General features: G+C 68.4%; 19 protein-coding genes and 1 tRNA gene. 16 read left to right on the top strand and 4 right to left on the bottom strand.

The window, feature by feature from the left end; all coding sequences use genetic code 11:
• Positions 1 to 136: 136 nt before the first annotated feature.
• From A5705_RS00390 to A5705_RS00365, 6 genes are all read left to right on the top strand, one after another.
• Positions 137 to 2,827: an ATP-binding cassette domain-containing protein gene (locus A5705_RS00390; RefSeq protein ID WP_082956202.1), complete on the top strand. Its 2,691-nt coding sequence runs from the start codon at positions 137 to 139 to the stop codon at positions 2,825 to 2,827.
• Positions 2,828 to 2,902: 75 nt separating this feature from the next.
• Positions 2,903 to 3,343 (top strand): DUF402 domain-containing protein, encoded by a 441-nt coding sequence (locus A5705_RS00385; protein ID WP_068274443.1) that lies wholly within the window; start codon positions 2,903 to 2,905, stop codon positions 3,341 to 3,343.
• Between the two features lie 58 nt (positions 3,344 to 3,401).
• A complete protein-coding gene (locus tag A5705_RS00380) occupies positions 3,402 to 3,845 on the top strand; it encodes a DNA polymerase ligase N-terminal domain-containing protein (RefSeq protein ID WP_068274442.1) in 444 nt (147 codons plus the stop codon).
• Positions 3,842 to 4,843 carry a non-homologous end-joining DNA ligase gene (ligD, locus tag A5705_RS00375; RefSeq protein WP_068274440.1) on the top strand — a complete coding sequence of 334 codons (1,002 nt, stop codon included), beginning with the start codon at positions 3,842 to 3,844 and terminating at the stop codon, positions 4,841 to 4,843. The genes A5705_RS00380 and ligD (A5705_RS00375) overlap by 4 nt, the downstream gene beginning before the upstream one ends.
• Positions 4,840 to 5,733, top strand: coding sequence for a non-homologous end-joining DNA ligase (gene ligD / locus A5705_RS00370; RefSeq protein ID WP_068274438.1), 894 nt, complete (start codon positions 4,840 to 4,842; stop codon positions 5,731 to 5,733). The genes ligD (A5705_RS00375) and ligD (A5705_RS00370) overlap by 4 nt, the downstream gene beginning before the upstream one ends.
• 46 nt (positions 5,734 to 5,779) lie before the next feature.
• The gene (locus A5705_RS00365; RefSeq protein ID WP_067878502.1) at positions 5,780 to 6,196 is read left to right on the top strand and encodes a hypothetical protein; all 417 of its coding nucleotides are present in this window, start codon (positions 5,780 to 5,782) and stop codon (positions 6,194 to 6,196) included.
• A gap of 107 nt (positions 6,197 to 6,303) precedes the next feature.
• Here A5705_RS00365 and coaE read toward each other — a convergent pair whose 3' ends face one another.
• The 3 genes from coaE to polA form a co-directional block, all read right to left on the bottom strand.
• Complete coding sequence (gene coaE / locus A5705_RS00360; RefSeq protein ID WP_068274435.1) at positions 6,304 to 7,518, bottom strand: dephospho-CoA kinase; 1,215 nt, start codon at positions 7,516 to 7,518, stop codon at positions 6,304 to 6,306.
• A gap of 13 nt (positions 7,519 to 7,531) precedes the next feature.
• The gene (rpsA, locus tag A5705_RS00355; protein WP_068274432.1) at positions 7,532 to 8,977 is read right to left on the bottom strand and encodes a 30S ribosomal protein S1; all 1,446 of its coding nucleotides are present in this window, start codon (positions 8,975 to 8,977) and stop codon (positions 7,532 to 7,534) included.
• Between the two features lie 215 nt (positions 8,978 to 9,192).
• Positions 9,193 to 11,865 carry a DNA polymerase I gene (polA, locus tag A5705_RS00350; RefSeq protein WP_068274519.1) on the bottom strand — a complete coding sequence of 891 codons (2,673 nt, stop codon included), beginning with the start codon at positions 11,863 to 11,865 and terminating at the stop codon, positions 9,193 to 9,195.
• Positions 11,866 to 12,019: 154 nt separating this feature from the next.
• On the opposite strand from polA, the gene A5705_RS00345 reads away from it, so the two are divergent.
• The gene (locus A5705_RS00345) at positions 12,020 to 12,463 is read left to right on the top strand and encodes a Zn-ribbon domain-containing OB-fold protein (protein WP_067878494.1); all 444 of its coding nucleotides are present in this window, start codon (positions 12,020 to 12,022) and stop codon (positions 12,461 to 12,463) included.
• On the top strand, positions 12,460 to 13,659 hold the full coding sequence (locus A5705_RS00340; RefSeq protein ID WP_067878489.1) for a lipid-transfer protein: 1,200 nt from the start codon (positions 12,460 to 12,462) through the stop codon (positions 13,657 to 13,659). The genes A5705_RS00345 and A5705_RS00340 overlap by 4 nt, the downstream gene beginning before the upstream one ends.
• A gap of 82 nt (positions 13,660 to 13,741) precedes the next feature.
• On the opposite strand, the gene A5705_RS00335 is transcribed toward A5705_RS00340, so the two are convergent.
• Positions 13,742 to 14,371: an ANTAR domain-containing response regulator gene (locus tag A5705_RS00335; RefSeq protein WP_067879142.1), complete on the bottom strand. Its 630-nt coding sequence runs from the start codon at positions 14,369 to 14,371 to the stop codon at positions 13,742 to 13,744.
• A 93-nt stretch (positions 14,372 to 14,464) separates the two neighbouring features.
• On the opposite strand from A5705_RS00335, the gene A5705_RS00330 reads away from it, so the two are divergent.
• The 8 genes from A5705_RS00330 to cydD all read left to right on the top strand — a co-directional run bounded on the left by A5705_RS00330 (position 14,465) and on the right by cydD (position 22,810).
• A tRNA-Leu gene (locus A5705_RS00330) sits at positions 14,465 to 14,541 on the top strand.
• Positions 14,542 to 14,759: 218 nt separating this feature from the next.
• Positions 14,760 to 15,323 (top strand): PE family protein, encoded by a 564-nt coding sequence (locus A5705_RS00325; protein WP_082956200.1) that lies wholly within the window; start codon positions 14,760 to 14,762, stop codon positions 15,321 to 15,323.
• A gap of 573 nt (positions 15,324 to 15,896) precedes the next feature.
• Positions 15,897 to 16,394 (top strand): DUF488 family protein, encoded by a 498-nt coding sequence (locus tag A5705_RS00320; protein WP_067878482.1) that lies wholly within the window; start codon positions 15,897 to 15,899, stop codon positions 16,392 to 16,394.
• Positions 16,395 to 16,598: 204 nt separating this feature from the next.
• On the top strand, positions 16,599 to 17,927 hold the full coding sequence (locus A5705_RS00315) for an adenylate/guanylate cyclase domain-containing protein (protein ID WP_068274516.1): 1,329 nt from the start codon (positions 16,599 to 16,601) through the stop codon (positions 17,925 to 17,927).
• Positions 17,928 to 17,975: 48 nt separating this feature from the next.
• Positions 17,976 to 18,572, top strand: coding sequence for an HdeD family acid-resistance protein (locus A5705_RS00310; protein ID WP_156762976.1), 597 nt, complete (start codon positions 17,976 to 17,978; stop codon positions 18,570 to 18,572).
• Positions 18,573 to 18,621: 49 nt separating this feature from the next.
• Positions 18,622 to 20,088 (top strand): cytochrome ubiquinol oxidase subunit I, encoded by a 1,467-nt coding sequence (locus tag A5705_RS00305; RefSeq protein ID WP_067878474.1) that lies wholly within the window; start codon positions 18,622 to 18,624, stop codon positions 20,086 to 20,088.
• Between the two features lie 11 nt (positions 20,089 to 20,099).
• Positions 20,100 to 21,149: a cytochrome d ubiquinol oxidase subunit II gene (gene cydB / locus A5705_RS00300; RefSeq protein ID WP_067878472.1), complete on the top strand. Its 1,050-nt coding sequence runs from the start codon at positions 20,100 to 20,102 to the stop codon at positions 21,147 to 21,149.
• Between the two features lie 47 nt (positions 21,150 to 21,196).
• Positions 21,197 to 22,810 (top strand): thiol reductant ABC exporter subunit CydD, encoded by a 1,614-nt coding sequence (gene cydD / locus A5705_RS00295; RefSeq protein WP_068274429.1) that lies wholly within the window; start codon positions 21,197 to 21,199, stop codon positions 22,808 to 22,810.
• Positions 22,811 to 22,840: the final 30 nt, after the last annotated feature.

Here is a 22,840-nt window from a genome sequence, read left to right as displayed (position 1 = left end):
GGAATCATGCCGGATATCCGTGGGCGATAGGTCTCAGCAAGCTATGAAACAGCTTTGAGTGGCCGAACCGAAATAAAGCCAAATCACAGGCGGGTCCCATAGAGACCATTCGAGCCGCGCACCGATACTTGATTATGTGACCCGACCCGCCCCGCCTGTCCTGACAATCCGGCACGACGGGTCCCAACGCTCGTTCGCGGCGGGCCACGAGGTCGTCGTCGGCCGCGACGCGCACGCCGACATGCGGATTGCGGATCCGCGGATCTCCCGCGCGCACCTGATCGTGCGGTTCGACCAGGGCCGGTGGCTCGCGATCGACAACGGCTCGCTGAACGGCACCTACGTCAACGGCTACCGGATGCCGGTCATCGACATCCACGACGGCCAGAGCATCAACGTCGGCAATCCGCAGGGCCCGCGGCTGACCTTCGCGATAGGGCCCCAGCAGGGCCACGCCAACCAGCCACCCCGGCCGCGGCCGGCACGTGATTCCGGCCCGCCCACGCTGGCGTGGTCGGTGCTGCCGGAGAAGACCAACCCCACCGCACCCGTGCGCGGCCAGACCGGCAGCCAGCCCCGCAGCCAACCCGTTCACCCGGGGCCGCCGCGGCCGATGCCGCCCCCGGCGCCGCCAAGGCAACCGGCCGGGCTGCCCCCGCAGCCGCCGCCGCCCCCGCCGAGGCAGCCGGTATCACAGCCCCGGCAGGCGTCACCGCCGCTGCGGGTCCCGCCGCCCGACCCGCTGACGGTCGTTCACGCCCGCACTGCCCCGCCCGAAGCGCCGGCGCCCGCGGACTCGACGGTGATCAACACGAAGACGGCCGACGTGTCGAACCTGGCCACCCGCTTCGTGAAGTTGCTGTCGCCCCGCCTGTCGGCCGCCGCGGGCACGGCCGGCGCCAAGACGATCGGCCGCGCCGCCGAGAGCGACATCGTCGTCTCCGACGTGCTGGCGTCGCGTCACCACGCGACGCTGGTGCACACCCCGCTGGGCACCGAGATCCGGGACAACAGCATCAACGGGACGTTCGTCAACGGCACCCGGGTCGGGTCGGCGATCCTGAGCGACGACGACGTCGTCACCATCGGCAACGTCGACCTGGTGTTTCGCGACGGCACCCTGGTCGAGCGCAGCGCGGCCGCGGCCCGCACCGGTGGGCTCGAGGTGCACAACGTCCGCTACGTCGTCGACAACGGCAAACAACTGCTCGACGACATCTCGCTGACCGCCCGCCCGGGCACCCTCACCGCCGTGATCGGCGGCTCGGGCGCCGGCAAGAGCACGCTGGCCAGGCTGATCGCCGGTTACACCACCCCGACGTCGGGCTCGGTCACCTTCGAGGGCCACAACATCCACGCCGACTACGCGTCGCTGCGCAGCCGGATCGGCATGGTCCCGCAGGACGACGTCGTGCACCGCCAACTGACCGTCAACCAGGCACTCGGCTACGCCGCCGAACTGCGGCTGCCGCCCGACACCAGCAAGGCCGACCGTGCCAAGGTCGTCGCCCAGGTCCTCGACGAACTCGACCTGACCAAGCACGCCGACACCCGCGTCGACAAGCTCTCCGGCGGCCAGCGCAAACGCGCCTCGGTGGCGCTCGAGCTGCTCACCGGGCCGTCGCTGCTGATCCTCGACGAACCCACGTCGGGCCTCGACCCCGCGCTGGACCACCAGGTCATGACGATGCTGCGCCAGCTCGCCGACGCCGGCCGCGTGGTCATCGTGGTGACGCACATGCTGTCCTACCTCGATGTCTGCGACCAGCTGCTGCTCGTCGCGCCGGGCGGCAAGACCGCCTACTTCGGCCCGCCGGACCAGATCGGTGAGGCGATGGGCACCACCAACTGGGCCAAGATCTTCACCAAGGTGGGCGCCGACCCGGAAGAGGCCAACCGGCGGTTCCTGGAGCGGGCCGAGGGCCAGAAGCGGCCGCAGAAGCTGATGCCGGACAAGACCGACGAACCGGGGGCGCTGGGCGAACCGGTGCACACCAGCGTGCGGCGCCAGATTTCCACCGTCGCGCGCCGGCAGGTGCGCCTGGTCGTCGCCGACCGGGCCTACTTCATCTTCCTGGCGCTGTTGCCGTTCATCCTGGGGTCGCTGTCGCTGACCGTGCCGGGCGGCAACGGCTTCCGCGCGCCGGGCCCGAACGCCGGAACACCCGACGAAGCCGCGCAGATCCTGGCCCTGCTGCTGCCCGCCGCGGCGTTCATGGGCACCGCGCTGACGATCCGCGACCTGGTCGGCGAGCGCGCCATCTTCCAGCGCGAGCAGGCCGTCGGCCTGTCGACCACCGCCTACCTGCTCGCCAAGACCGCGGTGTTCTGCGGGTTCGCCATACTGCAATCGGCGATCATCACCGCGATCGTGGTGGTGGGCAAGAGCACCCCTACCCGTGGCGGGGTCCTGTTCGGGCATTCGACCCTCGGGGCCACCGCCGAACTGTTCGTCACCGTCGCGGCGACCTGTGTCGCCTCGGCGATCCTCGGGCTGGCCATCTCGTCGCTGGTCCGGTCCAGCGAGCAGATCATGCCGCTGTTCGTGGTGACCGTGATGGCCCAACTGGTGCTGTGCGGCGGCATGGTCCCGGTGACGGGCCGGCTCGGGCTCGACCAGCTGTCCTTCACGATGCCCGCGCGGTGGGGTTACGCTGCGGCGGCGTCGACGGTCGACCTGCGCAACCTGGTGCCCGGCGCGCTGGTGTCCCAGGACCGGTTCTGGGAGCACACGTCGAAGATATGGCTGTTCGACATCGGCATGCTGGCCGCCCTGTCGGTGTTCTACGCCGGCTTCGTGCGATGGAAAATCCGGTTACGCCGATAGGGTGGGACCATCCATCCGCCGAAGCACGAGACATTCGACCTGGTCGACCGCACCAACACCGATCCGAAGGGCATCGTGCGGGCCGTCGACGAATACATCGTGCGGCCGTGGGGCCTCTACCTGGCCCGTCCCACCCCGGGCCGCGCCCAGTTCCATTACCTCGAGTCCTGGCTGCTGCCCTCGCTGGGCTTGCGCGCCACCGTCTTTCATTTCAATCCGGGCCATGACCGCGACCACGACTACTACCTCGATGTGGGCGAATACACACCAGGGCCCCGCGCGTGGCGTTCGGAGGACCACTACCTCGACATCGAGCTCCGCACCGGAACCGGGGCGGCACTGGCCGACGTCGATGAGCTGCTCGACGCCGTCCGGCACGGCCTGCTGACGCCCGACGTCGCCGAACGGGCGGTGCGGCGCGCCGTGGCGGCCGTCGACGGCCTGGCCCGCAACGGCTACGACCTGTCCCGGTGGCTGGCCACCGAGGGCATGGAGCTCAGCTGGCATGGGAGATAGCCGTTTCCGGTCCGTTTCCGGGCCGTTTCCGCATATTACCGACGGGTATCCCTTCGGAATGCGCTTGAGCTTGACCGACTACCGGCGGAGACGCCGGTCCGGCGGCCAACCGTGTTTCCTCATCGAGCACGACACGGCCGGCGGCGACCACTACGACCTTCGCCTAGAGATCGACGGCGTGCTGGTGTCCTGGGCGATACCCAAGGACGGCCGGATGGCCCGCCGCACACCGGATCACCCGCTCGACGACGCCGCGAGTGCCGCCGTCGTCGCCGACAGCGGCACCTATGCCAATGTGACCCAATACGAGATGGCCGAATGCCTTGAGTGCGGACACCTTTCGTTCCAGCTGCGCGGCGAGAAGCTGCGCTGCTGCTACTCGCTCACCCGGGTCCGCGAAGGCGAGGAGGAGACCTGGCTGCTGATCAGGCGCAGGGACGGCGACGCCGACGCGCAATGTGATCCGGCCTACCTGGACGCCGCGGCGGACGGCTCGTCATGACCGGCCTCGCCGCGCTGCCGGCGCCGGTGCGCGCGGCCCTGCACGACGAGCCGGTGCCGGACTGGCGGGCCCCCACGCTGGCCACCCTGACCGAGAAGCGGTTCTCCGATCCCGCCTGGATCTTCGAGCGCAAATTCGACGGAATGCGCTGCCTGGCGTTCCGCGACGGCGACAACGTGCGACTGCTGTCGCGAAACCGCCAGCCGCTCAACGGCACCTACCCCGAACTCGTCGACGCGCTCGGCGCCCAGCACACGAACCGGTTCGTGGTCGACGGCGAGGTGGTGGCGTTCGAGGGCCGCCGCACCAGCTTCGCCAGGCTGCAGGCCCGCCTCGGCATCACCGACCCCGAGGTGGCGCGGGCCTCGCCGGTGCGGGTGTTCTATTACCTGTTCGACCTGCTGCACGTCGACGGCGAGTCCACCGTCGACGTGCCGCTGCTGTGGCGTAAACGGCTGCTGCGCAAGGCTATCGACTTCGCCGATCCGCTGCGGTTCACGGCCCACCGCGTCGGCGACGGCATCGCGGCCTACCGGGCCGCCTGCGAACGCGGCGACGAAGGGGTGATCGCCAAACTCGCCGACTCCAGGTACGACGGCCGCCGCTCGCCGAATTGGTTGAAGTTCAAGTGCGTTCGCGATCAGGAGTTCGTGGTAGGCGGCTACACCGCACCCAAGGGCAGCCGCATCGAATTGGGCGCGCTGCTGCTGGGCTACCACGACGGACGCGACCTGGTGTACGCCGGCAAGGTGGGAACCGGGTTCGACGAGGCCACCCTGCGCCGCCTGCACCAGCGGTTGACACCCATCGAGCAAGACGCCGCACCCTTCACCCGCGGGCTGGTGCGCGAGAACGGCGCCCGCTGGGTGCGACCGGAGCTGGTGGTCCAGATCGGGTTCACGGAGTGGACGCGCGACGGCAAACTGCGCCATCCGCGCTACCTCGGCCTGCGCACCGACAAGGAGCCGGCCGACGTCGTCCGCGAGACGCCGCGATGACCCGCATCGCCGTCGAAGTCACCCACCCCGACCGGGTGGTCTTTCCCGATCCGGGAATCACCAAGGGTGAGCTGGTCGACTACTACGGCGAGGTGGCCGGCGCCATGCTGCCGCACCTCAAGGGCCGGGCGCTCACCGTGCAACGGTTCCCGCGCGGCATCGGCGAACCAGGCTGGGTGCAACAGGATTTCGCCGACTCGCTGCCCGACTGGATGGGCCGCGTCGAAGTCGCCAAGGAGGGCGGCGGCACGGTGGTGCACCCGGTGGCCGAACGCCCGGAGGCGCTGCGCTGGCTGGCCAACCAGAACTGCGTCACGCTGCACGTGTGGCAGTCGCGGCGGGACCGGTTGCATCGGCCCGACCGGCTGGTCTTCGACCTCGACCCCGCCGACAGCGACTTCGCGGTGGTGCGGGCAACCGCCCGCGCGGTCGCCGGGGTCCTCGACGACCTGGGGCTGCCGTGTTACCTGCAGACCACCGGTTCGCGCGGGCTGCACGTGGTGGTGCCGCTGCGCCCCGACGCCGATTTCGACACCGCCCGGCAATTCGCCCGCGACGTGGCCGAGGTGGTGGCGGCCGACGACGCCGCACACCGCACCGTGGAAGCGCGCAAGGACAAGCGGGGCGACCGGGTGTACCTCGACATCATGCGGAATGCCTACGCGCAGACCGCGGTTGCCCCGTACTCGGTCCGGGCCCGCCGGGGCGCGCCGGTGGCGACCCCGCTGCAGTGGGACGAATTGGACGTCCGCGGCTTGCGCGCGGACCGGTTCACGATCCGTGACATTCCCAAACGGCTTGCCGGGCAACCCGATCCGTGGGCCGGCATGCACCGGCACGCCCGCTCGCTGGCCGCCCCCGCGCGGCGCCTGGCGAAGCTCCGCGGATGAGCCGCACGGCTTGGCCTCGCACGACGCCGGGCGTAATCTCGGCAACATGAGCCCCAGCAAGCACTGGTGGATGCCGATCGCCGCCCTGACCGTGATCGCGGCCGGCTCCCAGCTAAGCCCGGCGACCGCGCGGGCGGACCTGCACAACATCACCTACCGCGCCAGGGTCGACGCGGTGACCACAGGCAGCCAGGCCACCTTCGTGATCAACGGCGGCCAGACCAACACCACCAACCTGCCGTCGATGCCCGGCAACGTGTTCGAGGCCAACACGGTGTTGCCCGATCCGCAGCAGGCCGGCATGCGGATCGTGCTGCATTTCCCCTACTCGGCCAACGTGCACTGCGAGATCGACGTCGACGACAACGTATTCACCCAGGTCGACCAGGTGGTGCGGCCGGCACCTGGAAACCCGGGGCCCACCAACGGTGTGCTGGGTTGCGGCGCACCGTTGCCCGGGTAGCTCGGAGTGAGCGCGGCGGGCTGGCGGCCCACGAGACATAAATGCTTGCGACGCGCTTCGGCGTGTCGTGTGCGACGTTTACGTGTCGCGATCACTCCCACCGCAGGTTACGGCCGCCATCCGGTCGAGTCGGCCCATTCCCACGCCCGCCGGTAGGCGCCGGGGTACCACGGTTCCTTGGCCGCGACGTACGGCGAGGTGTCGCCGCCCGCCCCCTCTTCGGCAGCGCGCTTGACGGCCAGGTAGTCGGCGCGCGCGTCGGGGTTCGCCCTCAGCCAGTCGACGAACAGCAAGGCGAACTGCTGGTTGGGCCAGCCGGCCACCCGGACATGCACGTTGGTCGGACGGCCCGGATCCGCGGAGGCATGAATCCGCTTGTGCCACAGGCTTACATCGTCGCTGTGGTCGTAGCGGTCGTCGGTGCTGCGGGCGTCGTCCTTGGCGACATCGAAGGTGAGGCGCTCGATGCGCGGGTAGCCGGCGGCCAGCAGCGGCTCGGCGAGTTCGTCGGCAACCGCCAGTGATTCGACGGTGATCTGCACGTCGATGACGTCTTTGGCGAAGAAGTCCGGAACGGCGGTCGAGCCGATGTGATCCACCCGAAGCGCCCGGTGGCCGCAGGCCGTTTGCAACCGGTTGACGATGCGCCGCGCCTGGTCGGGCCAGCTCGGGTCGGGAGGCACCAGTCGCGCGGGCGCGCGGGCGATCTGACGTTCGGTGAGGTTGTGGGCGAACGGCACGATCCGGTTGTCCCACACCTCGTGGGCGCGCTTCACCAGGTCCTCGGGGCTGCCGGAGTTGTCCAGCCAGATGTCGGCGACCGCACGGCGCTGCTCGTCGGAGGCCTGCGCGGCGATCCGGGCGCGGGCGTCCTCTTCCGGCATGCCGCGCTGATCGACGAGGCGCCGCACGCGCACCTCGACGTCGGCATGCACCACCACCACGAGCGGGAACAGCGGCGCCATCCCGGACTCCACCAGCAGCGGAATGTCCTCCACCACAACGGAATCGTCCGGGACCGACGCGATGATCTCGGCGCGCCGCTTACCCACCAGTGGGTGGACGATCCCGTTCAGCCGCTGGCGCGCCTCGTCGTCGCGAAAAGCCTTGGCGGCCAACGCCGGACGATCCAGCGACCCGTCGGGCAGCAGGATGTCGTCGCCGAACGCCTCGACGAGCGCCTCGAGGCCCTCGGTCCCCGGCCGGACCACCTCGCGCGCGATGACGTCGCCGTCGACGATGACCGCACCGCGTTTGGCGAAGGCGGCCGACAGCGCCGACTTGCCGGCGCCGATGCCACCGGTCAACCCGATGCGAAGCATCTAGCTGAACGAGTTACGCGTTGCCGGCGAGCTTTTCCCGCAGGGCCGCCAACTGGGCGTCGCTGGCCAGCGAGCCACCGGCCGCCTTCTCCTGCGGCGCACCGTTGCCGGGCGACTGCTCCCCACCGCCGTGCCCGGCGGCCTCGGCCGCCGCGAACTTCTCCATCTGCGCGGTGTGCATCTTGTGCCGGCGCTCGGCCTCGGCGTAGCGGGCCTCCCATTCGGCGCGCTGCTTGTCGAAACCTTCCATCCACTCGTTGGTTTCGGCGTCGAAGCCCTCGGGGAAGATGTAGTTGCCCTGCTCGTCGTAGCTGTCGGCCATGCCGTACTTGGCCGGGTCGAATTCCTCGGTGTAGTCCTCGTTGGCCTGCTTGAGCGACAACGAGATCCGGCGGCGCTCCAGGTCGATGTCGATGACCTTGACCATCGCGTCGTCGCCGACGGCGACGACCTGGTCGGGCACCTCTACGTGGCGCTCGGCCAGCTCGGAAATGTGCACCAGGCCCTCGATGCCCTCCTCGACGCGCACGAACGCGCCGAAGGGAACCAGCTTGGTGACCTTGCCCGGCACGATCTGGCCGATGGCGTGGGTGCGGGCGAAGTGGCGCCACGGGTCTTCCTGGGTTGCCTTGAGCGACAACGAAACCCGCTCGCGGTCCATGTCGACGTCGAGCACCTCGACGGTGACCTCGTCGCCCACCTGGACCACCTCGGACGGGTGGTCGATGTGCTTCCAGGACAACTCGGAGACGTGCACCAGACCGTCGACGCCGCCGAGGTCGACGAACGCGCCGAAGTTGACGATCGAGGAGACCACACCCTTGCGGATGCTGCCCTTCTGCAGCTGGTTGAGGAACTCGCTGCGCACCTCGGACTGCGTCTGCTCCAGCCAGGCCCGCCGGGACAGCACCACGTTGTTGCGGTTCTTGTCCAGCTCGATGATCTTGGCTTCGATCTCCTTGCCGATGTACGGCTGCAAATCGCGGACCCGGCGCATCTCGACCAGCGAGGCGGGCAGGAAGCCGCGCAAACCGATGTCGAGGATCAGGCCACCCTTGACCACCTCGATGACCGTGCCCTTGACGGCCTCGTCCTTCTCCTTGAGTGCCTCGATGGTGCCCCAGGCGCGCTCGTACTGCGCGCGCTTCTTGGACAGGATCAGGCGGCCCTCTTTGTCCTCCTTGGTGAGAACCAGGGCCTCGACCTCATCGCCGACGGAAACGACCTCGTTGGGGTCGACGTCGTGCTTGATGGAGAGCTCGCGGGCGGGGATGACCCCTTCGGTCTTGTAGCCGATGTCGAGGAGCACCTCGTCCCGGTCCACTTTGACGATCGTGCCCTCGACGATGTCGCCATCGTTGAAGTACTTGATCGTTTTGTCTATTGCGGCGAGAAAGTCCTCGCTCGAGCCGATGTCGTTGACGGCTACTTGCGGCGAGGTGACGGTGGGACTCGGCATGTTGTTGGGTTGCTCCGGACAGGTGAGGTCGTAGGGACAAAATCGGGATTTACCTAGTCGAGGCTACTCGACAGGGCACACGCTGGACAAACCAGGCCGACGCGAGCACTGCGGCGCGACCTCGTAAATTGTCGACCTCAGGGTAACGCCACGGCAAACTTTCGGCCGATATTTCCCCCAACGCGACGCACAATTGGACGGGCTCCAATGTGCCGTTAATGGGCGGCGGCGTCCCAAGAGCGCCCGTAACCCACCGAAACCTCCAGCGGGACGTCCAGCGGGTAGGCAGCGCCCATCTTGGCGCGGGCCAACGCCTCGACCCGCTCCCGCTCGCCCGGCGCGATCTCGAACAACAGCTCGTCGTGTACCTGCAGCAGCATCCGCGACGCCAGCCCCGCCTCCTTGATCGCCTTGCCGACCTCGATCATCGCCACCTTGATGATGTCGGCCGCGCTGCCCTGGATCGGCGCGTTGAGCGCCGCCCGCTCGGCGGCCTCCCGCACCTGACGGTTGCTGCTGTCCAGCTCCGGCAGATAGCGGCGGCGGCCCAGCACCGTCGAGGTGTAGCCGTCCTTGCGGGCCTGCTCCACGACGTCCATCAGGTAGTCGCGCACCCCGCCGAAGCGGGCGAAGTAGGCGTCCATCTGCTCCTTCGCCTCTTCGGTGGAGATCTTCAGCTGTTGCGACAGCCCGTAGGCGCTCAACCCGTACGCCAGCCCGTAAGACATCGCCTTGACCCGGCGGCGCAGCTCGGGGGTGACCTCCTCGATGGGCACGCCGAACGCCCGCGATGCGACGAACGAATGCAGGTCCTCCCCGGTGTTGAACGCCTCGATGAGGCCCTCGTCGCGGGACAGGTGGGCCATGATCCGCATCTCGATCTGGCTGTAGTCCGCCGTCATCAGCTCTTCGTAGCCCTTGCCGACCACGAACGCGTCCCGGATCTGGCGGCCGGCGTCGGTGCGGATCGGGATGTTCTGCAGGTTGGGTTCGGTCGACGACAGCCTGCCGGTGGCCGCGATCGTCTGGTTGAAGGTGGTGTGGATGCGGCCGTCGGCGGCCACCGAGTTCAGCAACCCGTCGACGGTCACCTTCAGCCGGGTGACGTCGCGGTGGGTCAGCAGGTGCTGCAGGAACGGGTGCCCGGTCTTGTCGAACAGCGACTGCAGGGCGTCCGCGTCGGTGGTGTAGCCGGTCTTGGTGCGCTTGGTCTTCGGCATGCCGAGCTCGTCGAACAGCACCACCTGCAGCTGCTTGGGCGAGCCGAGGTTGATCTGCTTGCCGATCACGGCGTAGGCCGCCTCGGCGGCGTCGCGGATCTCGTCGGCGAACTGGCTTTGCAGCTCGCCCAGCAGCTGGAGATCGACGGCGATGCCCGCGCTTTCCATGCCGGCCAGCACCTGCTGGACGGGCAACTCCATCTCGCCCAGCAGGGCGCTGGAGTCGATGCGGTCCAGCTCGGCGTCCAGCGCGTCGGCCAGGTCCACCACGGCCCGGGCCCGCAGAATCAGCGTCTGGACGGCCTGCTCGTCGGTGCCCTCGATGTCATCGAGCAGTGAAAGCTGTTGCTGCTCAGTGGATTCCGCGCGCAGCTCGCGGCGAAGGTAGCGCAGCGAGAGGTCGTCGAGGGTGAAGCTGCGCTGCCCCGGCCGCACCAGGTACGCCGCCAGCGCGGTGTCGGAGGTGACGCCGTTCAGCGTCCAGCCGCGGCCGGCCAGATCGTGGATGGCCAGCTTGGCCTCGTGCAGCGCCTTGGGTTTCTCCGGGTCGGCCAGCCAGGCCGCCAGCGCGGCGTCGTCCTCGGGGGTCAGCGTCGCGGTGTCGACGTAGGCGCCAATGGCGACACCGCCGTCGGCGGCGGCGATGCCCAGCCCGGTCGCGTCCCCGCCGTGCGGCAGGTGCGTGCCCGCCACGGCCAGCCCGGCCCGCCGCCCGTCGCCGGCGTGCTCGGCCAGCCACTGCGCGACCGTGCCGGGCTCCAGCGCGCCGCCGCGCACGTCGAAACCCTCGTCGACCTCGGGCTCGACGGCCACCAGGGTCTCGAACAACCGGTCGCGCAACACCCGGAACTCCAGGTCGTCGAAGAGCCGGTGGATCTGGTCACGGTCCCAGGGCTGCAGCCGCAGCGTGTCCGGCGTCTGGGCCAGCGGCACATCCTTGACGAGGTCGGTGAGCTCGCGGTTGCGAATGACGCTGGCCAGGTTGGCCCGCAGCGCGTCGCCGACCTTGCCGCGCACCGAGTCGACGTTGTCGACCAGACCCTGCAGCGAGCCGTATTCGGCGATCCACTTGGACGCCGTCTTCTCCCCCACCCCGGGGATGCCGGGCAGGTTGTCGCTGGGATCGCCGCGCAGCGCGGCGAAGTCCGGGTACTGCCGGGGGGTCAGCCCGTATTTTTCGACCACCGCCTCGGGGGTGAACCGGGTCAGCTCGCTGACGCCCTTGCGCGGGTACAAGACAGTCACATCGTCGCTGACCAGTTGCAGCGAGTCGCGGTCGCCGCTCACCACCAGCACGCGGTAGCCCTCGTTTTCGGCCTGGGTGGCCAGCGTCGCGATCAGGTCGTCGGCCTCGAAGCCCTGCTCGGAGAGCACCGTGATGCCCAGCGCGTTCAGCACTTCCTTGGTGATGTCGATCTGGCCGTGGAACTCGTCGGGGGTCGACGACCGATTGGCCTTGTATTCCGGGTAGCGCTCGGAGCGGAAGGTCTGCCGGGACACGTCGAACGCCGCGGCGATGTGCGTGGGGGCCTCGTCGCGCAGCAGGTTGATCAGCATGGCGGTGAAGCCGTAGACCGCGTTGGTGGTCAGCCCGCCACGGGTCTTGAAGTTCTCGGCGGGCAGTGCGTAGAACGCCCGGAACGCCAGCGAATTGCCGTCCAGCAGCATCAGTGTCGGTTTGGTTTGTTCCTCGGTTTTCTGAGGGGTGGCGGCGGGCACGGCATTCACTCTAGGCACCCGGTACGACGGACCGGCCCCCGATGGCCCGCCGGGAAACTGCAACACGTTTCAGTTTCGGGTGGGGGCTGGGTAGTCTGGCGAAGTGCCAGAGGTCACCAGCCAACAACCCGCGATCGACGGATGGTTCGCCACCGACTCGACCGGCAGCCCGCACCTGGTCGGCAGCAAGTGCCCCGAGTGCGGCACGTATGTCTTCCCGCCGCGCGAGAACAACTGCCCCAACCCGGCCTGCGCCAACGACACGCTGACATCCGTCGCGCTGTCAACGCGCGGAACGCTGTGGAGCTACACCGAAAACCGTTACGCGCCACCGCCGCCGTACCCCTCCCCGGACCCCTTCGAGCCGTTCGCCGTCGCCGCGGTGCAGCTGGCCGAGGAGGGCCTGATCGTGCTCGGCAAGGTGGTCGAGGGCACGCTGGCCGCCGACCTCAAGGTCGGCATGGAGATGGAGCTGACCACCATGCCGCTGTTCGTTGACGACGACGGCGTCGAGCGCATCGTGCACGCGTGGAAGGTGGCGTCATGACTCCGGAACCGCTGTACATCCTCGGCGCCGGCATGCACCCCTGGGGCAAGTGGGGCCGGGACTTCACCGAGTACGGCGTCGTCGCCGCGCGCGCCGCGCTGGCCGAGGCCGGACTGGACTGGAGCCAGATCCAGCTGGTCGCCGGCGCGGACACCATCCGCAACGGCTACCCCGGTTTCGTCGCCGGCGCGACGTTCGCGCAGAAGCTGGGCTGGAACGGCATTCCGGTCAGCTCGAGCTACGCCGCGTGCGCCAGCGGCTCACAGGCCCTGCAGAGCGCCCGCGCCCAGATCCTGGCCGGGTTCTGCGACGTCGCGCTGGTGATCGGCGCCGACACCACGCCGAAGGGCTTCTTCGCGCCCGTCGGCGGCGAGCGCCGCAACGACCCCGACTGGCAGCGCTTCCATCTCATCGGTGCCACCAACACGGTGTACTTCGCGCTGCTGGCGCGGCGGCGGATGGACCTCTACGGCGCCACGCTCGAGGACTTCGCGCAGGTGAAGGTGAAGAACTCCAGGCACGGGCTGAACAACCCGAACGCCCGCTACCGCAAGGAGAACTCGATCGAGGACGTGCTGGCCAGCCCCGTGGTCTCCGACCCGCTGCGGCTGCTGGACATCTGCGCGACCTCCGATGGCGCGGCGGCGCTGATCGTGGCGAGTGCTGACTTCGCGCGTAAGCATCTCGGCTCGCTCGACGGCGTGCCGTCGGTGCGCGCGGTCAGCACGGTGACCCCGCGCTACCCCCAGCACCTACCCGAATTGCCCGACATCGCAACGGATTCCACCGCGGCGGTGCCCGCACCCGAGCGGGTGTTCAAGGATCAGATCCTCGACGCCGCCTACGCCGAGGCGGGCATCGGGCCGGAGGACCTCAGCCTGGCCGAGGTCTACGACCTGTCCACCGCGCTGGAGCTCGACTGGTACGAGCACCTGGGGCTGTGCGCCAAGGGCGAGGCCGAGGGGCTGCTGCGCAGCGGTGCCACTGCGATCGGCGGCCGGGTCCCGGTCAACCCGTCGGGCGGACTGGCCTGCTTCGGCGAGGCCATCCCGGCCCAGGCCATCGCGCAGGTCTGCGAGCTGACCTGGCAGCTGCGCGGTCAGGCCACCGGTCGGCAGGTTGAGAACGCCACGGTGGGCGTCACCGCCAACCAGGGCCTGTTCGGGCACGGCTCGTCGGTGATCGTGGCCCGCTAGAGCCGCGCCTTACGCCGAGACTGCAACCAGAGCGTCGAATCGCCCAAATTCGCGATCTGAGCGCAGGCTCGACGCGCGGGCGCTACTCGGAAGCGGCGTCCTTCGGGGCATCCCCGAGGGTCTCCAGCACAACCTCGGCCACACGCTTCATGGTGGTGCGCCGATCCATGGCCGCCCGCTGAATCCACTTGAACGCCTCGGGCTCCGTCATGCCCTGCTTGGTCTGCAGCAGGCCTTTGGCGCGCTCGACGACCTTACGGGTCTCCAGCCGGTCGGACAGCGTCGCGACCTCGCGTTCCAGCTCGCTGATCTCGGCGAACCGGCTGACAGCCAGCTCGATGGCCGGGATCAGGTCGCTGATGGTGAACGGCTTCACCAGGTAGGCCATGGCGCCGGCGTCGCGGGCGCGTTCGACCAGGTCGCGCTGGCTGAACGCGGTCAGCACCACGATCGGCGCGATGCGCTTGCTGGCGATCTCCGAGGCGGCATCGATCCCGTCACGCCGCGGCATCTTCACGTCCATGATCACCAGGTCGGGCTTGTGGCGCTCGGCCAGCTCGACGGCCTCCTGGCCGTCACCGGCCTCGCCGACGATCTCGTACCCCTCCTCTCGGAGCATCTCGGCGAGGTCCAGCCGGATGAGCGCTTCGTCTTCCGCGATCAGTACCCGGCGCCGCGCTGCGGCGCCGGTGTCGGTCGTGGGGCCTGTCATGACGGACATTGTGTCGTGCACCCCCGCGACCAGCGAACTCGGGGGCGGTCAGAGTCGACGGGAGCACCGATCCTCTATGGTGGGAGGCTGCCCGCCCTCGTATCCCAACTGGCAGAGGAAACGGACTCAAAACCCGTCCAGTGTGGGTTCGAATCCCACCGAGGGCACCACTAACCCCGGTCAGGGTGAATATCGCCCCCGCGTGCCCAGGGGTCTCGGCTTCCAGCAACGCGCCGGCGCCCGGGCGCAGCGCGCCGGCAGCCTCCCGATGACTTGAGATTTCTATGAAATCATCGAGTTTGTTTGATCGGGCTTTACCGGCCCGTTAGCATGAAATCCGCTGGTTACCATATCCGTCGGTCCAGTGGTGGTTAGCGGAAAAGCAGCGATGTCCTATGTAATCGCAGCACCCGAGATGATGGCGGCGGCCGCAACAAGTCTGGCGGCTGTTCGCTCGACACTGAGCGTGGCCCACTCGGCAGCGGCAACCCCGACCGCCGCAGTGTTGCCCGCGGCCGCCGATGAGGTGTCGGTGGGCATCGCCCACCTGTTCTCGGGATACGCCCAGGAATATCAGGCACAGGCAGCGCGAGCGGCGGCGTTCCATGAGCATTTGCTACAGCACTTGACTGCCAGTGCGCACTGGTACGCGGCCGCTGAGGCCGCCAACACCGCGTCGTTGCTGCACTCTGATGCGACGGCGGCGCCCTCCGCCGGTGGTATCGCCGCCGCGCCGGGCGCATTGATCGATATGTTAACCAGCGCTAACGCCGCGTTGGGCCAATTGCTCAATCAGATACCGAACTTTTGGAGCGGCCTCGCGGATGTAGCATTGCTCGCAGTTATCGTATCTTTGTTACCAGCGTTAGCACTATTCACGCTGGTGGGCGTGATCCTTTCAGCACTATGGCATGTTCCGTTCGAATTGTTTGGTGTGTTGATCTGGCCCTGACCGCAGCGAGACTTTCCAGATCTTCGATCACATTCGGAAGCCTTGCCAGGCCAGCGCGTCGGCCGTTCAACCGCACGGCGCCGGGTTCTAAGCATCAGTCGCGCAACGCCTTTGGCCGACTTCACCTCTGCTTGCCGGTCAACGTCGTCGCGCCGGCCCGCTCGATCATGACGGCGTGAGGAGCGGTAATGCCAGAACCCGCCAAGCGGGCCACGATCTGGTGCCGACCGTATACGCGCTATTTGTTTTCATCCGCGGTTTCGGCACGAATGGTGACGGGGGAACGGTCACGGGTTTCTCCGGTTGGCGTAACCAGCACCGCTTTTCATTTGATCCGCCACCGCAGCCGCAAGAATTATCGCCACTCCCAGCGAAAGCAGTTTCATCCTGCGGGACTGGCGCGTTACGGCTAGTCCCCCATCGGCGACGCCGCGACGGAGGACGTCTTTATTGCAGGGAACCGGGCAACCGTAAGCCGATGGAAGCGGAGCCATTCAGGCGGCGACTTTTCCTGGCGGCAAAGTCATACCGCTCCGATGTGGGTTCGAAACCCACCGAGGGCATCCCCGGTAGATGCTCTACACCATCGGCCACGGCGCCAAAACCGCCGAGGAGATCACTGCGGCGCTGCGCCAGCACAACATCACGCTGCTGGTCGACGTGCGCAGTTTCCCCGGCTCGCGGCGCAACCCAGACGTGTCGAAGGACGCGATGCCGGAATGGCTAGGCGCCGCGGGGATCGCCTACCGCCACGAACCCGATCTCGGTGGGCGGCGCAAGCCGCCGAGCGACCCGGTGCCCCGCGACCAGTGGTGGGAAAACGCATCCTTCGCCAACTACGCGGCCCATACCCGAACGCCCGGCTTCCGGGCGGCGTACCGGCGGCTGCTGGGCGAGGCGGAGGGCGGCGACGTCGCCGTGATGTGTGGGGAACCGATGTGGTGGCGTTGCCACCGGCGGATGATCGCCGACCTGGCCACCCGCGACGGCCACCCGGTGCGGCACATCATGCCCAACGGCTCGCTGGCACCGCACCACCCGTCGGACTGGCTCACGGGTGATGTCGACTAGGCGCGATCGCAAGCGCGGCGCAGCCGGGCGCCGCGGATCGCAACCATTCGACTAGGCGCGATCGCAAGCGCGGCGCAGCCGGGCGCCGCGGATCGCAACCATTCGACTAGGCATGATCGCAAGCGCGGCGCAGCCGGGCGCCGCGGATCGCAACCATTCGACTAGGCACCCGACAAATAGCGAGGTCACCCGTTACTCTTGGTCGTGGTGGCCAAGAAATGCGGGGCCCCACCCCGGAAACATGGCTCGTCGGATCGCCCGGACTGCGTGGCCGCGGTGCGGGAGCAGACGCGTGACCGCAATCTGCACTACGCCGCCAGCGCGGCGCGCCGGGGACGGGTGCTGTCCATCGCCGCCGGGCTGGCGGTGCTGATCCTCGCCACCTTCGTGTGCATGCAGGTCGCCACGGGGTCGTGGTCCTGGCGCATCAACTCGATCAACATCGGCGCCGCCGTCGTCTTCGCGACCATCCCGTGGCTGCGGCGATTCGGGGAATTGGTTGCGCCGGTTACGTTTATCTGCGCGGCCTACGTGTCGATCGTCGCCAGCTGCATGGCGGTGGGCACCGGTGCGGGCGGCCAGTACTTCTTCCTGGTCGGCGCGTGCCTGGTGGTACTGCTGGTGGGGATCGAACACATCCTGCTGGCGGCAGCTCTCGCGGCGGTCGCCGCCGGTCTGACCATCGCGGTGGAATTCCTCGTTCCGCGCGAAACCGGCGTTCAGCCGGCGTGGGCCACGTCGATGGGCTTCGTCGTCACCACCGTGTCGGCGGTGGTGATGGTGGTGGTGACGATGTGGTACGCCCTGCGGGACACCGCGCGCGCCGAGGCCGTGATCGAAGCTCAATACGAGCGCTCGGAGACGCTGCTCGAAAACATGTTGCCCGCCAGCATCGCCGAGCGGCTCAAGGAGCCTGGCCGCGGCATCATCGCCGACAAATATGACGACGCCTCAGTCCTGTTCGCCGACATGGTGGGGTTCACCGAGCGTGCCAGCAGCACCCCGCCCGCCGACCTGGTGCGCTTCCTCGACCGCTTGTACGGCGCTTTCGACGCGCTCGTCGACAAGCACGGCCTCGAGAAAATCAAGGTGAGCGGCGACTCGTACATGGTGGTCAGCGGCGTCCCGCACCCCCGGCCCGACCATGCCCAGGCGCTGGCGGATTTCGCGCTCGACATGGCCAATGTCGCTGCGGGACTGAAGGATCCGCGCGGCGAGCCGGTCCCGCTCCGAGTGGGGATGGCGTGCGGGCCCGTTGCCGCGGGCGTGGTGGGTTCGCGACGGTTCTTCTACGACGTGTGGGGCGACGCCGTCAATGTCGCCTCCCGGATGGAAGCCACCGACTCGGCGGGACGGGTTCAAGTGCCCGAGGCGATGTACCTGCGCCTCAAAGACGAGTTCGTACTGCAGGAGCGCGGCCGCATCGAAGTCAAGGGGAAGGGGCTCATGCGCACGTGGTATCTGATCGGCCGCAAGGCAACCGAGGAATCTCCAGACCTGCGCTCGGAGGCACCGCGCACGGCGCACGTCTGAGCCGAAAGTCCCTATCCGCGGCACCGCCGGTCATGTCAGACTGCTGCCATGCAAACCACTCCGGGCACCGTCGCGGCTCCAAGCTTGTTGCCGCACTTATGGAAATCGACGCTGGTCTCGGGAACTCTGTCGCTGATCGTGGGCGCCGTGATCCTTGCGTGGCCCGGAATTTCCATCCTGGTCGCCGCCGTCGCGTTCGGCGTTTATCTGCTCATCACCGGTGTCACGCAGGTGGTCTTCGCGTTCTGCCTGCACGTGTCGGCGGGCGGCCGGATCCTGCTGTTCATCAGCGGGGCGGCGTCACTCATCCTGGCGGTCTTGGCGTTTCGCCATTTCGGCGAGGGCTACGCAGTCTTGTTGCTGGCCATCTGGATTGGCATCGGCTTCATCTTCCGCGGCGTCGCCACGACGGTTTCGGCCATCAGCGACCCGGCGCTGCCGGGACGCGGCTGGTCGATTTTCGTCGGCGTGATCAGCCTGCTCGCCGGTGTCGTCGTGCTGGCGTCGCCGTTCGCGTCGATCGTCACCCTGGCGATCGTGGTCGGCGTCTGGTTCGTGGTGATCGGCGTCTTCGAAATCGTGTCGTCGTTCAGCATCCGCAAGGCGTCCAAACAACTCACACGGCAAGGCATGGCGCCGGTCTGACCCAACTACTACACTGTGTCGTAGCTGGCCGTAGTCAGGAGAGATGACAATGAACGTCGTCGACATTTCGCGGTGGCAGTTCGGTATCACCACCGTCTACCACTTCATCTTCGTACCGCTGACCATCGGCCTGGCTCCCCTGCTCGCCGTCATGCAGACGCTCTGGGTGGCCACCGGAAACGCCGCCTGGTATCGCCTGACCAAATTCTTCGGCAAGCTGTTCCTGATCAACTTCGCCATCGGCGTGGCGACGGGCATCGTGCAAGAATTCCAATTCGGCATGAACTGGAGCGAGTACTCCCGGTTCGTCGGCGACATCTTCGGCGCCCCGCTCGCGATGGAGGGCCTGTTCGCCTTCTTCTTCGAATCCACCTTCATCGGCCTGTGGATCTTCGGCTGGAGCCGGCTGCCGCGGCTGATGCACCTGGCGTGCATCTGGATCGTGGCGATCGCGGTGAACGTGTCGGCCTTCTTCATCATCGTGGCGAACTCGTTCATGCAGCATCCCGTCGGCGCGCACTACAACCCGACGACGCACCGCGCCGAGTTGAACAGCATCGGCGCGCTGCTCCGCAATAACACTGCGCTGGCCGCGTTTTCGCACACCGTGACCGGCGCGTTGCTGACGGCGGGGACCTTCGTGGCCGCCGTGAGCGTGTGGTGGCTGATCCGTTCGCGTAACACGGCGTCCACCGTCCCCGAGGCGGATGCCCGCACCGTGTTCCGCCCCGCGGCCATCCTGGGCTGCTGGGTGGTGCTGCTGGCCGCCGTCGGGCTGTTCTTCACCGGCGACCGCCAGGGCAAGCTGATGTTCGTTCAGCAACCGATGAAGATGGCGTCGGCAGAATCGTTGTGCAGCACCGAAACCGACCCGAACTTCTCGATACTGACCGTCGGCACGCACAACAACTGCGACAGCATCACCCGCGTGATCGAGGTGCCCTACGTGCTGCCGTTCCTGGCCGAGGGCCGCACCAGCGACGTCACGTTGCAGGGGGTGCGCAATATCCAGCAGGATTTCGAGCACCGATTCGGTCCGAACGACTACCGGCCCAACCTGTTCGTCACGTATTGGTCGTTCCGCGCGATGATCGGCTTCCTGGCCATTCCGGTGTTGTTCGCGCTGGCGACGTTGTGGTTCACCCGGGGCGGCCGGGCGCCCGGCCAGCGCTGGTTCTCCTGGGTGGCGCTGCTCACCATTCCGACGCCGTTCCTGGCCAACATCTCCGGGTGGGTGTTCACCGAAATGGGCCGCCAGCCATGGATCGTCGCGCCGAACCCGACGGGCGATCAGCAGGTGCGGTTGACCGTTCGCGAAGCCGTCTCCCAGCACGCCCCCGGCATGGTCGTCACGTCCCTGGTGACCTTCACCGTCGTCTACGCGGTGCTGGCGGTCATCTGGTTCTGGCTGCTCAAGCGCTACGTCGTCGAAGGGCCGCAGGAACACGACGCCGAACCGGCACCGCCTCGCGCACCCAGCGACGACGAGGTGGCACCGCTTTCGTTCGCGTATTAAGGAGCTGACCGGTGGCATTGCAACAGTTGTGGTTCGGCATCATCGGGATGCTGTTCCTCGGTTTCTTCATTCTGGAGGGCTTCGACTTCGGCGTCGGCATGCTGATGGAGCCGTTGGCCCGCCTCGCTCCTTCAGGCACCGGCGAACCGGAACTGCGGCGGCGCACCGTCCTCAACACCATCGGCCCGGTCTGGGACGGCAACGAGGTGTGGCTGATCACCGCCGGCGCCGCGATGTTCGCCGCCTTTCCCGGCTGGTACGCCACGGTGTTCTCCACGCTGTATCTCCCGTTGCTGGCGATCCTGTTCGGCATGATCGTGCGCGCCGTGGCGATCGAATGGCGCGGCAAGGTCGACGACACGAAATGGCGCGCCTGGGCCGATTTCGGGATCGCCGCCGGATCGTGGCTGCCCGCGGTGTTGTGGGGGGTCGCGTTCGCCATCCTGGTCCGCGGTCTGCCGGTGGACGCCACCGGCCATGTCGACTTGTCGGTCACCGACGTGCTCAACCCCTACACCCTGCTGGGCGGTCTGGCCACCGCGGGGCTGTTCTGGTTCTACGGCGCGGTGTTCGTGACCCTGAAGACCTCGGGCACCACCCGCGATGACGCGCACCGATTCGGTGTGTGGCTGTCGCTTCCGGTGACCGGATTGGTTGCGGCGTTCGGGCTTTGGACGCAGCTGGCACACGGCAAGGGCTGGACCTGGTTGGTACTGGGCGTTGCCGTCGCCGCGCAGCTCGCGGCGGTGCTGTTGGTGTGGCGGCGCGGGTCGGACGGGTGGGCGTTTGCCTGCACCGCCCTGGTGGTCGCGGCCGTGGTCATCCTGCTGTTCGGCTCGCTGTATCCGAACCTGGTGCCCTCGACGCTGAACCCCCAGTGGAATGTGACGATCTACAACGCCTCGTCGACCCCCTACACCCTCACGATCATGACGTGGGTGACCGCGATCATGGCGCCGCTGACGGTGGTCTACCAGGCGTGGACGTATTGGGTCTTCCGGCAACGTCTTTCGTCAGACCGGATACCGCCGCCGATCGGGCTGGCAAGGCGTCCGTCCTGAGCAGCCGGGCGCCGCTGGACCCGCGACTGTGGCGGGCGTCGGCCGCGTTGCGGCGCTACCTGGTCACCGCCGTGGCCTGCGGGGTGGTGATCTCGGGCTGCGCGATCGGCTCGGCCATCGTGCTGGCGGCCACGGTCGCGCGCGTGGTCGCACATCCCCCGGCGCGCGGCCTGCGCGTGTGGCTGGCGCCACTGTCAATCCTGCTGGCACTGTGGATCGTTCGCACGGTGACGCAATGGCTGCAGGCCCGCCTGGCTCAGCGGGGAGCCGGCGCGGTCATCGCCGACCTCAGCGCCCAGGTGCTGTCGGCGGTGACGGCGCGGCAGCCACGCGAACTGGCCGCCCAGCGTGACGCCGCCGCCGTCGTGGTCACCCGCGGCCTCGACGGGCTGCGCCCCTACTTCACCGGCTACCTGCCCACCCTTCTGCTCGCCGCGATCCTGACCCCGGCGACCGTCGCCGTGATCGCGGCCTACGACCTGAAATCGACCGTGATCGTGGCGGTCACCCTGCCCCTCATACCGATCTTCATGGTGTTGATCGGGCTCGCGACGGCCGATCGCTCGGCGGCGGCGCTGCAGGCTATGACGACCCTGCAGGCCCGACTGCTGGACCTGATCGCCGGCATTCCGACACTGCGGGCGCTGGGACGCGGCCGGGGCCCCGAAGACCGGATCGCCGAACTCGCCGCCGCCCACCGCCGCTCGGCGATGGCGACGCTGCGGATCGCGTTCCTCTCGGCGCTGGTGCTCGAACTGCTGGCCACGCTCGGCGTGGCGCTGATCGCGGTCGGCATCGGCCTTCGCCTGGTGTTCGGCGAGATGACGCTGACCACCGGGCTGACGGTGCTGCTGCTGGCGCCGGACGTGTATTGGCCGCTGCGCCGGATCGGCGTGGAATTCCATGCCGCACAGGACGGTAGGACCGCCGCCGACAAGGCGTTCGCCCTCATCGGCGAGCCGGCCGGCCCAGCGGCGGGCAGTCGGACCGTGGACGCGAGCGGCGCCGAGATCCGCTTGGACAGCCTCAGCGTGGCAGGCCGGGACGGCCGCGCCCCGCGCGACCTCACGGCGGTGATCGAGCCGGGGCGGGTGACGGTGCTGACCGGACCCAACGGCGCCGGCAAGAGCACCACGCTGCAGGCCATCGCCGGCATCACCGTGCCGTCGTCGGGCCGGGTCACCGTGGCCGGGGTCGACGTCGCCGACCTGGATCCCGCCGCGTGGTGGCGCCAGCTGTCGTGGCTGCCGCAGCGCCCGGTGCTGGTCCCGGGCACCGTGCGCGACAACCTGGTGTTGCTTGGCGGCGTGGACGATCTCGACGAGGCCTGTGCGGCATCGGGTTTCGACGCGGTGCTGGCAGACCTGCCCGACGGAATGGACACGACGCTCGGGCGCGGCGGCGTCGGGCTGTCGCTGGGACAGCGGCAACGGCTGGGCCTCGCGCGCGCGCTCGGGTCGGCGGCGCCGGTGCTGCTGCTCGACGAGCCCACCGCGCACCTGGACGCGCGCACCGAGCAGCGGGTGCTGCGGGCCGTCGTCGCCCGGGCACGCGCCGGAGCCACGGTCGTCGTCGTCGGCCACCGGGAGCCCGTCGTGGCGGTCGGCGACCGGGTGGTCGAGGTGGCCGCGGAGGCCGGGGTCGATCATGTCGCGGTCTGATCCTCCCGTAGGCGCCGCGGGTCGCCGCGA

This window comes from Mycobacterium sp. E787 (assembly GCF_001668725.1).
Classification (GTDB): Bacteria; Actinomycetota; Actinomycetes; order Mycobacteriales; family Mycobacteriaceae; genus Mycobacterium.
The sequence above is the reverse complement of the archived record's forward strand: the minus strand, read 5'-3'. Positions and strand labels throughout refer to the sequence as shown.

Bases quoted from the DNA above. Each gene is read 5' to 3' on its own strand.
- A5705_RS00380 (WP_068274442.1), top strand. From the start codon at position 3,402: ATGCGCTTGAGCTTGACCGACTACCGGCGGAGACGCCGGTCCGGCGGC.
- ligD (WP_068274440.1), top strand. From the start codon at position 3,842: ATGACCGGCCTCGCCGCGCTGCCGGCGCCGGTGCGCGCGGCCCTGCAC.
- ligD (WP_068274438.1), top strand. From the start codon at position 4,840: ATGACCCGCATCGCCGTCGAAGTCACCCACCCCGACCGGGTGGTCTTT.
- A5705_RS00365 (WP_067878502.1), top strand. From the start codon at position 5,780: ATGAGCCCCAGCAAGCACTGGTGGATGCCGATCGCCGCCCTGACCGTG.
- coaE (WP_068274435.1), bottom strand. From the start codon at position 7,518: ATGCTTCGCATCGGGTTGACCGGTGGCATCGGCGCCGGCAAGTCGGCG.
- rpsA (WP_068274432.1), bottom strand. From the start codon at position 8,977: ATGCCGAGTCCCACCGTCACCTCGCCGCAAGTAGCCGTCAACGACATC.
- polA (WP_068274519.1), bottom strand. From the start codon at position 11,865: ATGCTGCTGGACGGCAATTCGCTGGCGTTCCGGGCGTTCTACGCACTG.
- A5705_RS00340 (WP_067878489.1), top strand. From the start codon at position 12,460: ATGACTCCGGAACCGCTGTACATCCTCGGCGCCGGCATGCACCCCTGG.
- A5705_RS00335 (WP_067879142.1), bottom strand. From the start codon at position 14,371: ATGACAGGCCCCACGACCGACACCGGCGCCGCAGCGCGGCGCCGGGTA.
- A5705_RS00325 (WP_082956200.1), top strand. From the start codon at position 14,760: ATGTCCTATGTAATCGCAGCACCCGAGATGATGGCGGCGGCCGCAACA.
- A5705_RS00320 (WP_067878482.1), top strand. From the start codon at position 15,897: ATGCTCTACACCATCGGCCACGGCGCCAAAACCGCCGAGGAGATCACT.
- A5705_RS00310 (WP_156762976.1), top strand. From the start codon at position 17,976: ATGCAAACCACTCCGGGCACCGTCGCGGCTCCAAGCTTGTTGCCGCAC.
- A5705_RS00305 (WP_067878474.1), top strand. From the start codon at position 18,622: ATGAACGTCGTCGACATTTCGCGGTGGCAGTTCGGTATCACCACCGTC.